This is a genomic window from Neorhizobium sp. T6_25 (genome assembly GCF_002968555.1).
Lineage (GTDB): Bacteria > Pseudomonadota > Alphaproteobacteria > Rhizobiales > Rhizobiaceae > Neorhizobium.
On the sequence record NZ_PVBL01000004.1, the window covers coordinates 76,151 to 92,927 of the forward strand.

Consider the following 16,777-nt stretch of genomic DNA (forward strand, 5'->3'; position numbering starts at 1 on the left):
TTACGCCGCCTTGGTCTTTGCCCGCCGCGACAGATGCGCCACGACGTTTTCGATCATCCGCATGCCGGCATCGCCGCCAAGCGTCATGATCGATTCCGGATGGAATTGCACCGCCGCCACCGGTTCCTTGACGTGCTCGATACCCATGATCGTGCCGTCTTCGCTTTCGGCGGTGATCATGAAATCCGGGTGCAGCGTCTTCGGATCGGCGAAGATCGAGTGGTAGCGCCCGACGGTCACTTCCTTCGCGAGCCCCGAGAAGACGATGCCCGGCTCCAGCACCCGGATGCGCGACGGCTTGCCGTGCATCGGCAGCGCCAGGTGCCTCAATTCGCCGCCATAGGCTTCGGCCAGTGCCTGCAGGCCGAGGCAGACGCCGAAGATCGGCAGGCCCTTCGACCGCGCCATCTTGATGGTCGCCTTGCAGTCGAAATCCTTCGGATTGCCAGGTCCGGGCGAGAGCACGACGAGATCCGGATCGAAGCGGTCGAACACTTCTTCCGGCACCGGCGTGCGCACGGTCGAGACAGTCGCCCCCGTCTGGCGGAAGTAGTTGGCGAGCGTATGGACAAAACTGTCCTCGTGGTCGACGAGCAGGATCTTGACCCCCTGCCCCACCCGCGCCACGTCGCGGCCGGCCTTCGCCGCATTGCCGGCCTTTGCATCACGGATCGCTGTCAGCATGGCGGAGGCCTTCAGTTCGGTTTCGGCTTCTTCCTCGTTCGGATCGCTGTCGTTGAGCAGCGTCGCGCCGGCGCGCACCTCGGCAATGCCGTCCTTGATGCGGATGGTGCGCAGCGTCAGCCCGGTATTCATGTCGCCGTTGAAACCGACCATGCCGATCGCCCCGCCATACCAGGCGCGCGGGCTCTTTTCGTGGTTCTCGATGAACCGCATCGCCCAAAGTTTTGGCGCACCGGTGACTGTGACGGCCCAGGCGTGGCTGAGAAAACCGTCGAACGCGTCCATGTCGGGCCTGAGGCGCCCTTCGATATGGTCGACGGTATGGATGAGCCGCGAATACATCTCGATCTGCCGGCGGCCGATCACCTTCACCGACCCCGGCTCGCAGACGCGGCTCTTGTCGTTTCGGTCGACATCCGAGCACATGGTGAGCTCGGACTCGTCCTTCTTGGAGTTCAGGAGCTTGAGGATCTGCTCCGAGTCGGCGATCGGGTCTTCGCCGCGCTTGATCGTGCCCGAAATCGGGCATGTCTCGATACGCCGGCCCGACACCCGCACGAACATTTCCGGCGAGGCGCCGACCAGATATTCCTGATGGCCGAGATTGATGAAGAAGGAATAGGGCGACGGATTGATCGCCTTCAGCCGGTTGGAGATTTCCGAAGGCTTCGAGTCGCAGCGCTCCATGAACTTCTGCCCCGGCACCACTTCGAACAGGTCGCCGCGACGAAAGCTTTCCTTCGCCTTGGTGACGAGCGCCGCATATTCGCCGGGCCGATGATCGCCCTTCGGCGGTATCGTATCATTGCGCTGGAACGGGTCGGGTGCGATCTCCTGGTCCTTGCCTTCCGTCGTCACGCCGTCCTTGGAAAAGTCATAGCGGTCGATCCAGGCCTTCGCCGCATGGTGGTCGACGACGAGAATTTCATCAGGCAGGAAAAGCACCATGTCGCGCTGGTCTTCCGGCCGCTGCATCGAAAGCTTGATCGCGTCGAACTGGAAGGCGATGTCGTAACCGAAGGCGCCGAACAGGCCGATCGCCGAATCCGCTTCCGAATGGAACAGGTCGACGATTGCCCGCAGCACGGAAAACACCGTCGGCATCTTCGAGCGCTCTTCCTCGGTGAACACGCGCGTCGGCTCGTTGACGGTGAGATCGAGGCGCCGGGCCGTCCGCTCCCCGAGCGTCAGTTCGGTTACCGTCTTCAGCTTGTCCTCGACGAAACCGAGCAGCACCTCGCCGCGGCCGTTGAAGGCCTCAATCCACACCCTGCGGCCATTCGAGGAGATCCCGAGCGGCGGATCGGCGATCGCGGTATCCCAGCGGGTATAGCGGCCCGGATATTCATAGTTGGAGGAAAATACCGCGCCGCGCCGTTCGTCGAGCCTGTCGACATAGGAGGAGATCGCATCCGCATAGGGCGCTGCGCGCCGCTGCCTGCTGACCGCAATCCCGCCCCTCGTCTCGTAGACTTCCGAACCGTCATCCCGAATGATCGTTACCATTGTCCTGCCTCTCCAATGTCTTTGCCCGGGGGCCTGCGGCGGATAACAAAAAAGCCGCCTCGGGTCCCGGGCGGCTTGTGGTCTTGTCGATGGACATGACTGGTCAAGGCCGCGTTGAGCGTGCCGGCCACCAGTTAGCGATGTTCATCGAATTTATCATGGGCCGAATTGTTAGCTTGGCTTTTCGAGCCGTGCAAGCAAATTTCCATGACCGGGAAACGGAATTCTGGCGTCCGATGCGACCAAAACCGGCGATCGGCGTTTATAGTCCCGCAAGGACCGAAGAAACGCATCCGAGAAGGATACGGCATGCAGCATTCGTGGATCGCAATTCTGGCAGGCCTGCCCCTGATGGTCGGGGCGGGTGTGCCGCCCGAAAGACCGATACCGCAGGCGCAGCATTCCGGCGTTCCGGCGGGCGTCGTGGAGGTGAATTTCCTGACCCGCATTCTGCAGGACGGCGGATCGCGTGACCGCGCACCGCGTCGCCGCGCGTCGCCAAAATCGCAGGCAAGCGGCGCAGTGCCCCAACCGCCGGCACTGGAAGACGTTCCACTGCCGCTCCCGAAGCCTGTCGAGGACGTACAGAAGCCGAACAATGCAAGCCGGCAGGCGGAGAACACCGCCAAGCCCGCCCTTCCCGAGGCCCCGCCACCCGCGGCGCAGAACCGGCCGAGCGAAAATCCGCAAGGCCCGCCGCCAACTCCGCCTGTCGTCGAGCAACCCGGGACCGCCACCGAACCGGCACATGAGGCGGAAGTTCCAACGCCGCTGCCGAAACCGGGTACTGCGGCTGCCGACGCGCAGACGGCCGACAGACCCGACCAGGCGGTGACCCCCGGAGCGGATGCAGCGAAGCCTGAGGAGACCACGGAGGACGGCAAGCAACCGGACGAGCAGAAGGCCGAAGCTCCTCCACCGCCACCGCCGCCTCCGCTTGTCAAGGAAGAGCCCGAGGAGCTGAAGGCCTGCCTTGCCGAACTCACCTCGCTCGGCGCGAAATTCGAACCGACCGATCCGATCGACGAGGGCAATGGCTGCGGCATCGAAAGCCCGATCGACGTCGCCGCAGTCCTGCCGGGGGTCGAGGTCGGCGGCGCGACGATGCGCTGCAAGACGGCGGTCAGCCTGGCGCATTGGCTGAAGGACACGGTTCAGCCGGCGCTCGACATCGCCATGCCGGGCCGCAGGATCACCGGGCTAGTGCCCGGCTCCACCTACGCCTGCCGTCTGCGCAACAGCGCCTCGACGGGCAAGATTTCCGAACACGCCCGCGGCAACGCCTTCGACGTCGCCGCCTTCAAGCTCGACAACGGCGAGAAGTTGGAGATGAAGCCTCGGGCCGAGGACTCGACCATGGAAGGCGCGTTCCAGCGCACCGCGACAGCAGGCGCCTGCCTCCACTTCACCACCGTCCTGTCACCGGGCAGCGACGCCGCCCACCAGAACCACCTTCATCTCGATGTGCTCGAGCGGAAGGACGGGTATCGGTATTGCCGGTAGACGGCATGTCGCCCGCCACAACGCACGCATAACGCGCATTCCGGCCACACAGACATTGAGATTGAGACGATGGCGCGGCATATTTCCTTCTCCCCGTTTCAACGGGGAGAAGGTGCCGGCAGGCGGATGAGGGGCAACTTGCAATGCGGGAATCAAAAACAAACACGACTACTCGTGCCCGCTCGTTGCGCCGTTACGACAATGTTTCGGAGGCAAAGCTTTGGGAAGAGTTGCGCGCCCGGCGACTGAATGGATTCAAGTTCGTCCGACAGCTTCCGATCGGTCGCTACTTTGCGGATTTTGCTTGCCGGGATCGAAAGCTGGTTATCGAGGTGGATGGAAGCCAACACGCCAATAGCGATTACGACAGGCAGCGGGATCGCTTCATGAATGCCGAGGGATGGTCGATCGTCCGGTTCTGGAATGTGGCGGTGCTAACTGAAATGGAATCTGTGTTGGAGACCATTGTCGCGATTCTGGAGGGCAGGTTGAATGAACCTGAGGATGCGCCGGATCTGAAATTCATGCCGGCAGCCGAGGGATAGCGGCCCCTCATCCGCCTGCCGGCACCTTCTCCCCGCAAGCGGGGAGAAGGACATATGCCGCACCGTCTCCGTTCCTCGCAATGCCACACTGATGCGGCCGAGGAACAAGCCACAGCTCTACCCCCGCCACCCTACCTCGATCATCACCCGGCCGGGTGCCAGGCAATAGAAGAGATACCCGCCGCGCATCTCTCGCGGCTCCCCCACCAGCTCGGCATCGCCATCCTTCAGTTCCCGGTAGAGCCTGTCGACTTCGGCTCTCTCCGGCTGGATGAAGCCGAGATGATAGGTGACGACCCCGAGCGCCTGCTGCTCGGCCCCGCCGAATTTTTCGACCGGCTGGCTGACGACGATTTCGAGGCCGGAAGCGTCGTTGAGGATGGCAAGGCCGCTCCCACCGCGCATCTCACGCAGAGTCAGGCCGAAATGCCGGACGAGGAAGGCAGTGGTTGCCGCAACGTCGGGCACGTGGATATCGATATGGTTCATACGCATCGTTTTCTCGCAAGGTTACCCGGCGGTACGCGACGCTAAAAAAGCCACGAGAATCCGCCGAGAGCGGCACGGGATGTGCCGTTTCTCGTCGCGGGTTCTCAACGGTGGACCGAAGGATCAGAGCTTCCTTGCGGAAGGGGCCGTGCTTACCATATCCGGCCCTGCCTTTTTCGACGGATAAGCTTTAACACGAGCCGGCTCGGGCGCTCAAGCCCTCAGAACAGCCCCTCCACGAAACCATCCTCGTTCAGAAAGATGCGTTCCGCGGACGGCACGCGCGGCAGGCCGGGCATGGTCATGATCTCGCCGGTGATCGCGACGACGAAACCGGCGCCGGCCGAAAGCCGCACTTCGCGCACATGCACCACATGGCCCTCCGGCGCGCCACGCAGAGCGGGGTCGGTGGAGAAGGAATATTGCGTCTTGGCGATGCAGATCGGCAGGTCGCCGTAACCCTGCTCCTCCCAGGCCTTCAGCTGGTCGCGCACGCCCCGGTCGGTGGTGACTTCGCCGGCGTGATAGATCTTCGAGGCGATGATCTCGATCTTTTCGAGAAGCGGCAGGTGATCGGGATAGAGCGGCTGGAATTTTGCCTGGCCGCCCTCGGCAAGCTCGACCACCTTGAGGGCAAGCTCCTCGATGCCGGCAGACCCTTCCGCCCAGTGCCGGCAGACGATGCCGTCCGCACCGTGCCGGGCCACGTAGTCCTTGACGGCGGCGATCTCGTCCTCCGTATCCGAGGTGAAATGGTTGATGGCAACGACCACCGGCACGCCGAACTTCCGCACATTGGCGATATGGCGGCCGAGATTGGCAGCACCCCGCTTCAGCGCCTCGACATTTTCCTGGCCCAGATCCTCTTTTCTCACCCCGCCGTTCATCTTCAACGCCCGCACGGTGGCGACGATAACGGCCGCATCCGGCTTCAGCCCCGCCTTGCGGCACTTGATGTCGAAGAACTTTTCGGCGCCGAGATCGGCCCCGAAACCCGCTTCCGTCACCACATAATCGCCGAGCTTCAGCGCCGTGCGGGTAGCGATCACCGAATTGCAGCCATGGGCGATATTGGCGAACGGCCCGCCATGCACGAAAGCCGGATTGTTTTCGAGCGTCTGCACCAGGTTCGGCTGCATCGCGTCCTTCAACAGCACCGTCATCGCCTTGTCGGCCTTGAGGTCACGGGCAAACACCGGCGAGCGGTCGAACCGGTAACCGATGACGATGTCGCCGAGCCGCCTTTCGAGGTCCTTGAGGTCGGCCGCCAGGCACAGGATCGCCATCACTTCCGAGGCGACGGTGATATCGAAGCCGCTCTCGCGCGGAAAACCGTTGGCGACGCCGCCAAGCGATACGACCGTCTGGCGTAGCGCCCGGTCGTTCATGTCCATCACCCGCCGCCAGCTGATCCGCCGGGTATCCATGTTCTCGGCATTGCCCCAGTAGATATGGTTGTCGATCATTGTCGACAGCAGGTTATGGGCGGACGTGATGGCGTGGAAATCGCCGGTGAAATGCAGGTTGATGTCTTCCATCGGAATGACCTGCGCATACCCGCCGCCAGCCGCCCCGCCCTTGACCCCGAAACACGGCCCGAGCGACGGCTCGCGCACGCAGATGACGGCTCGTTTGCCGATCCGGTTCAGCCCGTCGCCGAGGCCGACGGTGGTCGTCGTCTTCCCCTCGCCCGCCGGCGTCGGGTTGATGGCGGTCACGAGGATCAGCTTGCCGTCCTTCTTTCCCGAAAGCGACGCGATGAACTCCGCCCCGACCTTCGCCTTGTCATGACCGTAGGGAGCGAGCGCCTCGACGGGAATCCCGAGCTTCGCGCCGATCTCCACGATCGGCTTCTTTTTCGCGGCGCGTGCGATTTCAATGTCGGATCTGACCTCTGCCATAGCTTCGCTCCCCCAAGTGCTTTCGGATCAAACATGTCCTTGGGGTTATGGTTAGCGAAGGAAAGGCTATGTGAATAGCCGCAACCGGATAGCTGCCGGGAGCGTGCACAAGGAAAAGGGCGGCGCGATCGCTCGCACCACCCTTCTCAGGCGCCCCCGCCCCTTTGTCTGGATCAGAACCGTTGGGTCAGCGAGAGTTTGAAGGTGCGGCCGGGTTCGGAATAGTAGTCTGCGGTGGCCGGCGGTACCGTCGTGCCCTTGTTGTTGAGTGCATCCCAATACTTCTTGTCGAGCAGGTTGTAGATGCCGGCATTGATGCGCAGGCCTTTGATTTGCTCGGGCTCCCACCACGTCGTCAGGTCGACAAGCCCGTAACCCGCTGCCTTGTAGGTGGCGCTGGACTTGTAGGAGACGTTGCCGACACCGGTCCACAGCACGTCGACGCCCCAGGTCTCAGTCTCGTATCCCGCGCCGACGATTGCCTTGACCGGTGCGACGGAAGCGAGGTGGGTGTGGTTGACGAGATCGATACCGCGTGTGAATGCCAGCCCGGCGCGGACGTTGAAGCCGCTGTCAAAGCGCTTGTGAGCCGAGAACTCTGCCCCGAAGATTTCGACCTTGGACAGGTTGATCTGCTGCTGGAAGAATTGGTAATCGAGCGGGTTGAGACCCCGAGCGGTGATTTCCGCAGCCGTCAGGTTCCGTCCATCGATGAAGTTCTTATAGCGGGTATAGAAGAAGTTCACCGAACCGCCGAAATTGTCGTCGCCCAGGCGTGAGCCCACTTCGAACCCGCTGCTGGTCTCCGGCTCCAGATCGGGATTGCCGATCGACGCGTAGCTGCCGACGCTTCCATAGCTCAGATAAAGCTCGGTCGCCGTGGGCGAACGGAAGCCCATGGCCCATTGGGCGAAAAGCGTGACGTCATCATTAAGCTGGTATTCGGCCAGCAACTTGGGTGAAAGTGCGCTATCCTGCGAACCGCCCGGCATGGAAGGGTTGGATGCATTATTCGTGAAAGAGGGAGTGTTCCTCGGCGAATGATCATACCAGTCGAAACGCAGGCCTGGCGTCAACGAGAAGCCGCTGTCGCCAAACGTCATGCGGTCTTGGGCGTAGATGCCGATCTTGGTGCTGTCCACATCCGGCATATCCGCTTGATTGGTGTGCAGCATGGCGCACCCCGCGAAGACACCGACATAGGGCGGCGCGGCCGGGCATGAGTCGACGCCCGCGGAATATTGCTCTGCCCTCGACAGGAAGAGGTTCGTGCCGAGCGTAAAGACGTGGTCGACCGTTCCCGTCCGGAAGTTGTTGTCCAGGAAGCCGGTAAAGCCGACGCCGGCTTCTTCTATCTGGTTGTCGCGCGTGTAGACGCCGGGAACTGTCGTAAAGCGGAACGAATCCTGGGTAAGCGCCCGCTCCTGACGCTGCCAGTAAAGCGTCGCCTGGGCAGCGTCGATCAGTCCGTCAGTGCTCGGCGCGTCGTATTCGTAGTCGAGCGAAACGCGTGTGCGGCGGTTTTCTTCGCCGGATTCGTGGTTTCCGGGACGATAGGTGCCGGTCAGCGTCTGCGCCTGGCGCAGATCGATATCCTTCTCGGTCGAGAAACGCTCAGCGGTGAAGCCGAACCGATGACCGGATTCGGTATCCTGACGCAGCTTGAACAGCAGGTTGCTCTGATCGTAGTCGGCCGGATTGGTCGCCGTGCGTGTCGGGCCGAAGCCCCCGACCGAACCGTGGTTCTGGCGCTCATGACCCTTCTTGTAGGTACCCAGAAACATGATCGAGGTGTTCTCGATCTTCTTGGCCACCGCGGCGCCTCCGTACCAGCTCTTGTCCATGCTGTCATAGCCAGTGCCGACCTTGCCGCCCCAATCCCTGCCTTCGCCGATGAGGTCTTCCGGCTCCAGGGTGCGAACCAGAAGCGCGCCCCCGAGCGCCCCGTCGCCTAGGCGGCTCGAATCCCCGCCCTTCACGACATTGACTGTCGTCAGCGCAAAGAAATCAATGGCGTCGGCGCCGCCGTTATTGCTGCGCGCGTTGTCACGCAGGTAGGTCAACGGAATACCATCGACGAGTGTCGTGACACGGCTGCCTTCCAGACCGCGGATGTTCAGCGAGTTCGTCGCACGGCTGAAGTTCACGCCAGGATCTATCGCGCGGCCCAGGTCCTCGATACTGCGGATCTGCTTGTTCTCGATCTGCGTTTCGGTGGTTTGCGTGGCGAGCGGCGTGCTCTCGGGATCGCCCGCCTTCACCCGTTTCCCCTTGAGCACGATCGGCTTCAGCGTCGTGTCCGTCTGCGGCTGGGTAGCCTGCTGGGCGGCCGCGCCGCAGGCGAGGGAAAGCACCGCGAGCGCGGTGCAGGTGGCAAGGGTGGATCGCAGACGCCGGGTGACCATGACTGTCCTTTCAACGGGGCACACGAAACCGTCGGCGCGCGCGAACGCACCGGAAAGGCGGCGGCCCTTTTTCAATTCTGGCAAGAATGTGGCGGGAGGCAGAAAATGCCTTATTCATGCCATTAGAAAACATGAGTGTTATTGTCAATTATTAAAACATGACTCTAATCATCATATTTATGCGAGGCTGGCCCGATGGCAAAAATACAACAGGACCGAATGCAAGAAGGCCCGGATCGCTCCGAGCCTTTTGGTTCTGGGTAGTCGTGCTATCTCGCGGCGCTAGACGCTGCGTCCCCTGAAACGCAGCCGCCTCCCGGCGCCTCGCTTTCGCTCCGCGCGTTCGTCACTGCAATCGATTCACTGGATCGATTGCTCCGGCTGCGCCAGACCGTTCCTCACCCTTCCCCGATTGCGATCAGGCTGGCGTTGCCGCCGGCGGCAGCGGTGTTGACGGAGATCACCTGCTCTTCGGCAAACCGCATCAGATAGGCAGGGCCGCCCGCCTTGAAGCCGGTGCCGGAAAGGCCGGAGCCGCCGAAAGGCTGTGTGCCGACCACGGCGCCGATCATGTTGCGGTTGACATAGACGTTGCCGGTATCGAGCGCCTCCGTCACCTTGCGGATCGTCGCCTCGATGCGGCTGTGGATACCGAGCGTCAGGCCGTAGCCGGTGGCGTCGATCGCCGAAAGCACCTTGTCGAACTCCTTCGCCTTCCAGCGCACCACATGCAGGACCGGCCCGAACACTTCCTTGGTCAGTACCGCGGCGCTGTCGAGTTCGATGATATGGGGGGCGAAGAAATTGCCGGTCGTGGGCGCGCCTCCGGCATACCGTATCTTCTGTTTTCTGGCTCGCATGTCCGAGATGTGGTCGGCCAGCGTTTTTTTCTGGTTCTCGTCGATGATCGGCCCGACATCGGTATTCTGTTTTGCCGGATCGCCGAGATTGAGTTCGGCCGCCGCCCCTTCGATCATCTTCAGCATACCGTCGGCGACATCCTCCTGCAGGAAGAGGATGCGCAGTGCCGAGCAGCGCTGGCCGGCCGAGCGGAAGGCGGAAACGACGACATCGTCCGCCACCTGTTCCGAAAGTGCCGTCGCATCGACGATCATCGCGTTGATGCCGCCGGTCTCGGCGATAAAGGGCACGATCGGCCCGTCCTTGGCGGCCAGCGCCCGGTTGATCGCATGCGCCGTCTTCGTGGAACCGGTGAAGGCGATGCCGGCAAGTTTGGGATGCGCGGTGATCGCCGAGCCGACATCCGGGCCGCCCGGCACCAGCGCCAGCACTTCGGCCGGAATGCCGGCCTGGTGGAACAGCTTGATCGCCTCATGAGCGATCAGCGGCGTCTGCGGCGCCGGCTTGGCGACGACCGTATTGCCGGCCACCAGCGCCGCCGAGATCTGCCCGAGGAAGATCGCCAGCGGGAAATTCCATGGCGAGATACAGCCGAATACCCCGCGCCCGCGCCAGAAATGGCGGTTGTCCTCGCCGGTCGGACCCGGCATCAGGCTCGGCATGGCGAACAGCTCGCGGCCCTTGTCGGCGTAGTAGCGGCAGAAATCCACCGCCTCACGGATTTCGGCGATCCCGTCATCCAGCGTCTTGCCGGCCTCGGCGGCAAGCAGCGCCAGCAGCCGGTCGCGGTTTTCCTCCATCAGCCCGGCGGCCCGCTCCAGGCAGGCGGCGCGGATTTCCACCGGCTGGCGCGACCAGGCCCGGAAAGCCTTGGCCGCAGCAGTGAAGGCGGCATCCACATCTGCCGGCGTCGCATCGCGCACCGTGCCGACAATTTTCGACCGGTCGGAAGGAGACCGAACCGGCTTTTCCTCAGCCCTGGAGGCGACGCCCGCCACCAGCGGCCCCGCCTTCACCTCGCCCCACGATCTGGAGACGCTCGCCATCAGCCGCTCGAGCTCGACCCGGTGGCCGAATTCGAAACCGGAGCTGTTCTTGCGGCGGCCGTAGATATCGGAGGGCAGGGGGATCTGCTTGTGCCGGGCGCTGATGCCGTCATCGAGGCCAAGCCGCGCGGCCGGTCGTTCGAGCAGCTTTTCGACCGGTACCTGCTTGTCGCCGGCAACCGCCACGAAGGAGGAGTTGGCGCCGTTTTCGAGAAGCCGGCGGACGAGATAGGCGAGCAGGTCGCGATAACCGCCGACCGGCGCATAGATGCGGCAGGCGATCCGGTCGTTGCTTTCGAGCAGGTCGTCGTAAAGCGCCTCGCCCATTCCGTGCAGCCGCTGGAATTCGAAGCCGGTGCGGTCGGGGCCGGCGAGCTCCAGAATGGTCGAGACGGTCAGCGCGTTGTGGGTCGCGAACTGCGGAAAGATCCGCGCCCGCTTGGCGAGAAGCTGCTGGGCGCAGGCGAGATAGGCAAGATCCGTCGCCGGCTTGCGGGTCCAGACCGGATAGTCCTCGATCCCCCGTTCCTGCGCCCGCTTCACCTCGGTGTCCCAATAGGCGCCCTTGACGAGCCGCACCATCATCCGCCGGCCATGCGTGGTGCAGAGTTGGTCGATATAGTCGATCACCTGAGGCGCCCGCTTCTGATAGGCCTGGATCGCCAGCCCGAACCCGTCCCAGCCGGAAAGCGACGGGTCGGAGAAGGTAGCGGCAATCACGTCGAGCGACAGTTCCAGCCGGTCGGCCTCTTCCGCATCGATGGTGAAGTTGAGCTGGTGCTCCTTCGCCATCCGCGCAAGGTCGAGAAGGTCCGGCACCAGTTCGGCCATCACCCGGTCATGGTGCGTGGCGAGATAGCGCGGATGCAGCGCCGAAAGTTTGACGGAAATGCCCATCCGGTCGGGAAGCTGCCTGCCCTTGCCATGCTTTTTCATATGCGCGCCGATCGACTGGATCGCGTCGGCATAGGAGCGGAAATAGCGCTTGGCGTCTTCGGCGGTGCGGGCCCCCTCGCCCAGCATGTCGAAGGAGTGGCGGTACCCTTTCTCCTCGCTCTTGGCGGCCCGGACAAGCGCATCCTTCATCGTCTCGCCGAGCACGAAATGGTGGCCGAGGAAACGCATCGCCTGCTTGGTGGCGGTGCGCACGGTCGGCAGGCCGACGCGCTTGACGAGGCCGCGCAGGATTCCTTCGGGCGTCTCGCCCGGGCCGATGACGCGCGCCGAAACCGCGAGCGCCCAGGCCGAAGCCGACACGAACCAGCTTTCGCCGGAGGCCTCATGGGTGCTCCAGCCGCCTTCGCGCAGCTTGTCCTCGATCAGCCGGTCCTGGGTCAAGGCATCGGGCACGCGGAGCAGCGCCTCGGCGAGCACCATCAGCGCCAGCCCTTCCCGGGTCGAAAGCCCGTATTCGCGCAAAAAGTCCTCGACGCCGCCGACCTTGCCGGCCCCGTCGCGGATGGCATTGACCATCCGCCGCGCCCGCTGGTCGATCGCCGCGTCCTGCGCCGACGTGAAGCTGGTGCGGGCGGCAAACTGCCGGATCAGCCGGTCGTCGTCACCGGCATAGGGCGCATTGAAGGGAATGAAGGGCTCTGTCAGAATCTGGCTCATACGCATCTCCGTTTCATTCTCTCCATAGCGGGAATTCCCTGGTGATTCCGGCGGATTTTTATGGCATTAACAAAATATCTCACGGCAACTTTGGTGAAATCTAGCGAAATATGAAGGACATCGACCGTCTCGACCGAAAAATCCTCCGCGCGCTCCAGAAAGAGGGGCGCCTGAGCAATCTCGAACTCGCCGATCGCGTCTCGCTTTCACCGACAGCAACCGCCGAGCGGGTCAAGCGGCTGACCCGCGAAGGATACATCACTGGTTATAGCGCTTTGCTCTCGCCGGAAAAGCTCGGGCGCAATCTGCTCGTCTTCGTGCAGGTCAAGCTCGACCGCACCACGCCCGATGTTTTCGACGCTTTCGCCGCCGCCGTGAAGCGTAGCGACGACGTGATGGAATGCCACATGGTGGCAGGCGGGTTCGATTATCTGGTGAAGGCGCGTGTCGCGGGAATGGAGGCCTACCGGCAGTTCCTTTCGGAGGTGATTCTTCCGCTTCCGGGGGTCAGGGAGACCCACACCTATGCCGTCATGGAGGAAATCAAGGGGACCGGATATATCCCCGTATAAATCTTGACCGCGTAACTCCATGAATTCATGGAAATAAAGTGAGCCTATATCGGAAAATGGCGAGGTTTCCGCTGCAGCGCAGGAAATTTCGCTGGCTATTCAAATCGATTTGTATATTTCTTAACCATCACATAAACCATCTGTCAGCTTCGCCCGCATGATCACTTTGGAACGGCAATCGATTCTGAACAGCGAGATTTCCGCCGCGGATTCCCGGGTGGAAATATTTGCTGCCATGAAGCGCGTTGCCCACGAGTTCGGGTTTCGCCACATCACGCTCTTCGCCGCCACCAGGGCGGATGAGACGCTGTTGTCGCGGATGATCGTCGAGACGACGCTGCCCGCAACCTATGTCCAGGAATTTGACCGCCGCCGGCTTCTGAAGCTCTGTCCGGTTGCGCCGATCATCTCGAAATCCGCCCTTCCCTTCTGTTGGTCGATCGACGATCCCGAAAGCGTGCGCGGTTTCCCGGTTGCGGCTGAAATGGACGAATTGCAGCGCCGCTACGACATCATCACCAGCGTCGCGATGGCGGTGCATTCGATCGATGGCGGCCGCTTCATGCTGCGCTTCGACGGCGTCCGGCATCGGCTGAGCCAGGTGGAGATCAACGAGATCGGCATGATCGTGCTGCATGCGTTCGATGTCTTCGACAAGATCCGCCGCAGTGCCAGGACCGGTACCGCCGGCCCTCTCACCACCCGCGAGCTTGAGGTCGTCCGCTGGACGGCGCAGGGCAAGACATCCTCCGAAATCGGGCGGATTCTTTCCCTCTCGGATCATACCGTTAACGCATATATGACCAATGCCATAAAGAAACTGGATTGCGTCAACCGCACCCAGTTGGTAGCTAAGGCATTGAGATTGAGACTCATAGTGTAAGGTTGGGGCGTTATCTCCCGGCCTATGGGAGAAAAAGATTGACGTTTTGGGTCGAACACACCGAAAAACGCGTCAATACTCAATACCGGGAAATGGGACTCTCTGCAGACGAGGTGGTTGAACTCGCCTCGGCTTTTCGTTTCTACGGTTATTGGCGAATCGATCTGGACACCGGCCACTTCTTCGCGACGGAGGATGTCTGTCGCATCCTCGGCCTGGAGCCGAAGGACGGTCCCATGAACATGGTCGCCATCATCGCGCGGATCCATCCCGACGATATGCCGCAACTGATGGAAACCTTCGAGCGCGCCAGCGGCGAACGCCTGACCTATCACAACATCTACCGCGTCAAGGCCGATGCCGAGCACTACAAATACGTTCGCAGCGTTGGCAAATTCCGCGACAAGCCGGGCACGAGCGGCGAGGTCGTCGGCATGACCTACGAGTTCTTTGCCGAACGTCCAGGCGTGACGTTCTTTCTCGACGAACCCGATCTCCCGAAAACCTGACTCCTTAAAAACCCAACCGGTGCCGGCCGGCTTACCGGTCCAGCACCGAGCGCAATTCCACCAGGTTCGAGCGGACCCGGAGAGTGTAGAAGCCCATCACCGCCAGATGGCTCGGCATGATCCAGCCGTCTTCGCGGCCGTTGGAAATGATCGCCGGCTGGATGCGCAGCGCCGACTTGAACTGCGACAGCGTGTCGGTCCAGAGCGGCCCGATATTGCGCTCGCGGATCACCTGGGAGAAATCCGCGCCTGCCGCCGAAAGCACCGCATAATAGCCGTAGAGCTGGCCGTAGGCGAACCAGAAGCGGTCGTCGGCACGCGTATCGAACCAGCCGGCATTGTAGTTCTCCGAACGCTCGCGCAGGATCGCCGACGTGCCGCCGAGATCGTTGGCGATCCGGTCGATGAACTGGATCAGGTTGTCGGCGCGGCTGTCGAAGGTCGCATTGCAGGTGGTCAGATCGGTGTTGAAAGCCCTCAGCTTGCCGATCGCCGCGCGATAATAGCTCGGGGTCGGGGTCTTCGGCCCGAAGGGGCTGAGCCCGAAATACCAGGAATATTCGTCGAACTGCAGGTTGCCGCGGGCATCCTGGAGATTATTGTTGATGCTCGACGTTCCGCGCACGCGCCCAAGCGAATCGACGAGCTCCGTCGATGTGCGCCGCACCGCCTGATTGACGCCGCGCTGGAACGACGCCTTGTTGTCGAGGAACGGCGTGTGATCCCAGTCGATACCGAAGAACCCGAGCCGATAGAGCAGCATCGAGGAAATCCAGGCATTCTGGTTGACATTCATGTCGGTGAGATCGGCGGCCGCATCGACGATCGCCGACGACTGGCATTGCCTCGCCCCGGTCGCCGGAGCGGTCGCATTGGCGCTTGCAGGAGCCGTTGCCGGCAATTCCTGGCCGGCCGGCACGTTGCGCTCCGACCAGCGATAGCTGTCGACGAAATTCGGATTGAAATTGGTCCAGACCTGCGTCTGCCAGAAAAAATAGCCGTAGAGCCCGAACATCAGCACCAGGAAGGCGAGGATGGGGCCCTTCACCATCCAGTGACGCTGGCGGTACCAGCCGTGTGCGGCCATGAACGGCCAGACGATCCAGGCGATCAAAAGCCCGATGCCTCGCCCGACGGCCTGGCCGATCCCTTGAAAGAAGGCGGTAATCCGGTCGAGCATCGCTGTCTCCTTGTGAGGCGGGGTGCATCCGATTTGGCTTGGCTCACACATATGTGCTCGGCGTCACAAGCACAACGGGGGCGCAACGTTTCGCCGCAACCGCTGGAAACGGCCGCGTAGCCGACCCTCGGCAACCCTATTGGGACCGGATGAGCTTGAAGCCGAAAACGGCCGGCAGTCGAAAGCCGCCCGTTCCGCCGTCAGCTTCGGCCGCCTCCCCCGCCGCCTCCGCGGGAAATCGTTCGGCGAATGCCTGATCGGCGCGATGCCGCCGGCGGTCGAGGCCGTGCAATGTCAGCAGCCCGCTTGAGAAGCGCTCGACCTCGGGGACCAGATGCGGAAAAAGTTCGGGCTTCAGGCCGGCATCGCCACGCCCGCTGGCATCGGCGACAATCCGGTAGAGGATCAGAAGGTTTTCCGTGTCGGTGATCAGCTTGTGCAGAAGGACGTTGCAGGTGCCTACCCGGGCGTTGAGCCCGGCGACGAAATCCTGGAAGACCCTGATCGCAGGCTCGGTGCGGCCGATCACGTCCAGGCCGGTCATTGCGGCACCGTCCTCGCCGCGCAGCTTTTCGATGATCTCCGGTCGGTGGTCGATGAGCGTCACCAGATCGCCCTCGCTCTCCTTCCGCTGCCCGATCAGGAAGTCGCGCTCCTGCCGCACCAGACCGGCCAGCAGATCGGCACGCCGCAGAAGCTCCGCCAGCCGGTTGAGCGGCACGGGGCTGCGCCAGCGCGCCTGCTGACGGCGGTGTCTGGCAGCCCCGGAAACGTAGCCGATCAGCGTTTCGAAACGGGTCGGCACCTCCCGATCGTCGAATTCCTGGGCGCAGATGCCGATCTCGGCCGCCAGCCTCGCGACCAACCGGGCGATTGCCGCTTCGACCGCCTGCCGCTCGGGCATCTCGGCTCTCAGCCGCTCGGCTTCCGCAGCCAGCTTCTCCTCATCCGGCAGGGCGAGATCCTGCGCGGTTTCGGCAAGCAGGGACGAGACCGGGCCGAGCGCGTCGCGCATCGCAGCCAAAAGACCGCTGATCCGCTCGATCTCGCCGTCGAAATTCTTGAAAGCCGCCACGCAC

12 protein-coding genes are annotated in these 16,777 nt (G+C 62.6%); 5 read left to right on the forward strand and 7 right to left on the reverse strand.

From position 1 onward, the window contains the following. Positions 1-2,190: an anthranilate synthase gene (locus C5L10_RS06815; RefSeq protein WP_105429025.1), complete on the reverse strand. Its 2,190-nt coding sequence runs from the start codon at positions 2,188-2,190 to the stop codon at positions 1-3. A 309-nt stretch (positions 2,191-2,499) separates the two neighbouring features. On the opposite strand from C5L10_RS06815, the gene C5L10_RS06820 reads away from it, so the two are divergent. Next, entirely contained in the window at positions 2,500-3,693 is a 1,194-nt protein-coding gene (locus C5L10_RS06820) for an extensin family protein (protein ID WP_245447942.1), read from the forward strand. A gap of 143 nt (positions 3,694-3,836) precedes the next feature. Then, positions 3,837-4,238, forward strand: a complete 402-nt coding sequence (locus tag C5L10_RS06825; RefSeq protein ID WP_105429026.1) for an endonuclease domain-containing protein — start codon at positions 3,837-3,839, stop codon at positions 4,236-4,238. A gap of 117 nt (positions 4,239-4,355) precedes the next feature. Here the strand turns inward: C5L10_RS06825 and C5L10_RS06830 are convergent, their stop codons facing one another. From C5L10_RS06830 to putA, 4 genes are all read right to left on the reverse strand, one after another. After that, a complete protein-coding gene (locus C5L10_RS06830) occupies positions 4,356-4,733 on the reverse strand; it encodes a VOC family protein (RefSeq protein ID WP_105429027.1) in 378 nt (125 codons plus the stop codon). Positions 4,734-4,948: 215 nt separating this feature from the next. Then, positions 4,949-6,628, reverse strand: a complete 1,680-nt coding sequence (locus tag C5L10_RS06835; protein WP_105429028.1) for a formate--tetrahydrofolate ligase — start codon at positions 6,626-6,628, stop codon at positions 4,949-4,951. A 173-nt stretch (positions 6,629-6,801) separates the two neighbouring features. Continuing rightward, entirely contained in the window at positions 6,802-9,033 is a 2,232-nt protein-coding gene (locus C5L10_RS06840) for a TonB-dependent hemoglobin/transferrin/lactoferrin family receptor (RefSeq protein ID WP_105429029.1), read from the reverse strand. A gap of 398 nt (positions 9,034-9,431) precedes the next feature. Further along, a complete protein-coding gene (putA, locus tag C5L10_RS06845; RefSeq protein WP_105429030.1) occupies positions 9,432-12,554 on the reverse strand; it encodes a bifunctional proline dehydrogenase/L-glutamate gamma-semialdehyde dehydrogenase PutA in 3,123 nt (1,040 codons plus the stop codon). 110 nt (positions 12,555-12,664) lie between these two features. Here putA and C5L10_RS06850 point away from each other — a divergent pair, with 110 nt between their 5' ends. From C5L10_RS06850 to C5L10_RS06860, 3 genes are all read left to right on the forward strand, one after another. Continuing rightward, a complete protein-coding gene (locus C5L10_RS06850; RefSeq protein ID WP_038544317.1) occupies positions 12,665-13,126 on the forward strand; it encodes an Lrp/AsnC ligand binding domain-containing protein in 462 nt (153 codons plus the stop codon). 157 nt (positions 13,127-13,283) lie between these two features. Beyond that, entirely contained in the window at positions 13,284-14,009 is a 726-nt protein-coding gene (locus C5L10_RS06855) for a LuxR family transcriptional regulator (protein WP_105429031.1), read from the forward strand. A 38-nt stretch (positions 14,010-14,047) separates the two neighbouring features. Continuing rightward, positions 14,048-14,518: a PAS domain-containing protein gene (locus C5L10_RS06860; RefSeq protein WP_105429032.1), complete on the forward strand. Its 471-nt coding sequence runs from the start codon at positions 14,048-14,050 to the stop codon at positions 14,516-14,518. A gap of 31 nt (positions 14,519-14,549) precedes the next feature. On the opposite strand, the gene C5L10_RS06865 is transcribed toward C5L10_RS06860, so the two are convergent. Next, positions 14,550-15,698, reverse strand: a complete 1,149-nt coding sequence (locus tag C5L10_RS06865; RefSeq protein WP_046666565.1) for a DUF2333 family protein — start codon at positions 15,696-15,698, stop codon at positions 14,550-14,552. Between the two features lie 136 nt (positions 15,699-15,834). Beyond that, positions 15,835-16,773: a hypothetical protein gene (locus tag C5L10_RS06870; protein ID WP_105429033.1), complete on the reverse strand. Its 939-nt coding sequence runs from the start codon at positions 16,771-16,773 to the stop codon at positions 15,835-15,837. Positions 16,774-16,777: the final 4 nt, after the last annotated feature.

Excerpts from the sequence above, each read along its gene's own strand:
- C5L10_RS06850 (WP_038544317.1), top strand. The coding sequence starts at position 12,665 with ATGAAGGACATCGACCGTCTCGACCGAAAAATCCTCCGCGCGCTCCAG.
- C5L10_RS06840 (WP_105429029.1), bottom strand. The coding sequence starts at position 9,033 with ATGGTCACCCGGCGTCTGCGATCCACCCTTGCCACCTGCACCGCGCTC.
- C5L10_RS06820 (WP_245447942.1), top strand. The coding sequence starts at position 2,500 with ATGCAGCATTCGTGGATCGCAATTCTGGCAGGCCTGCCCCTGATGGTC.
- C5L10_RS06825 (WP_105429026.1), top strand. The coding sequence starts at position 3,837 with ATGCGGGAATCAAAAACAAACACGACTACTCGTGCCCGCTCGTTGCGC.
- C5L10_RS06835 (WP_105429028.1), bottom strand. The coding sequence starts at position 6,628 with ATGGCAGAGGTCAGATCCGACATTGAAATCGCACGCGCCGCGAAAAAG.
- putA (WP_105429030.1), bottom strand. The coding sequence starts at position 12,554 with ATGAGCCAGATTCTGACAGAGCCCTTCATTCCCTTCAATGCGCCCTAT.
- C5L10_RS06830 (WP_105429027.1), bottom strand. The coding sequence starts at position 4,733 with ATGCGTATGAACCATATCGATATCCACGTGCCCGACGTTGCGGCAACC.
- C5L10_RS06815 (WP_105429025.1), bottom strand. The coding sequence starts at position 2,190 with ATGGTAACGATCATTCGGGATGACGGTTCGGAAGTCTACGAGACGAGG.
- C5L10_RS06855 (WP_105429031.1), top strand. The coding sequence starts at position 13,284 with ATGATCACTTTGGAACGGCAATCGATTCTGAACAGCGAGATTTCCGCC.
- C5L10_RS06865 (WP_046666565.1), bottom strand. The coding sequence starts at position 15,698 with ATGCTCGACCGGATTACCGCCTTCTTTCAAGGGATCGGCCAGGCCGTC.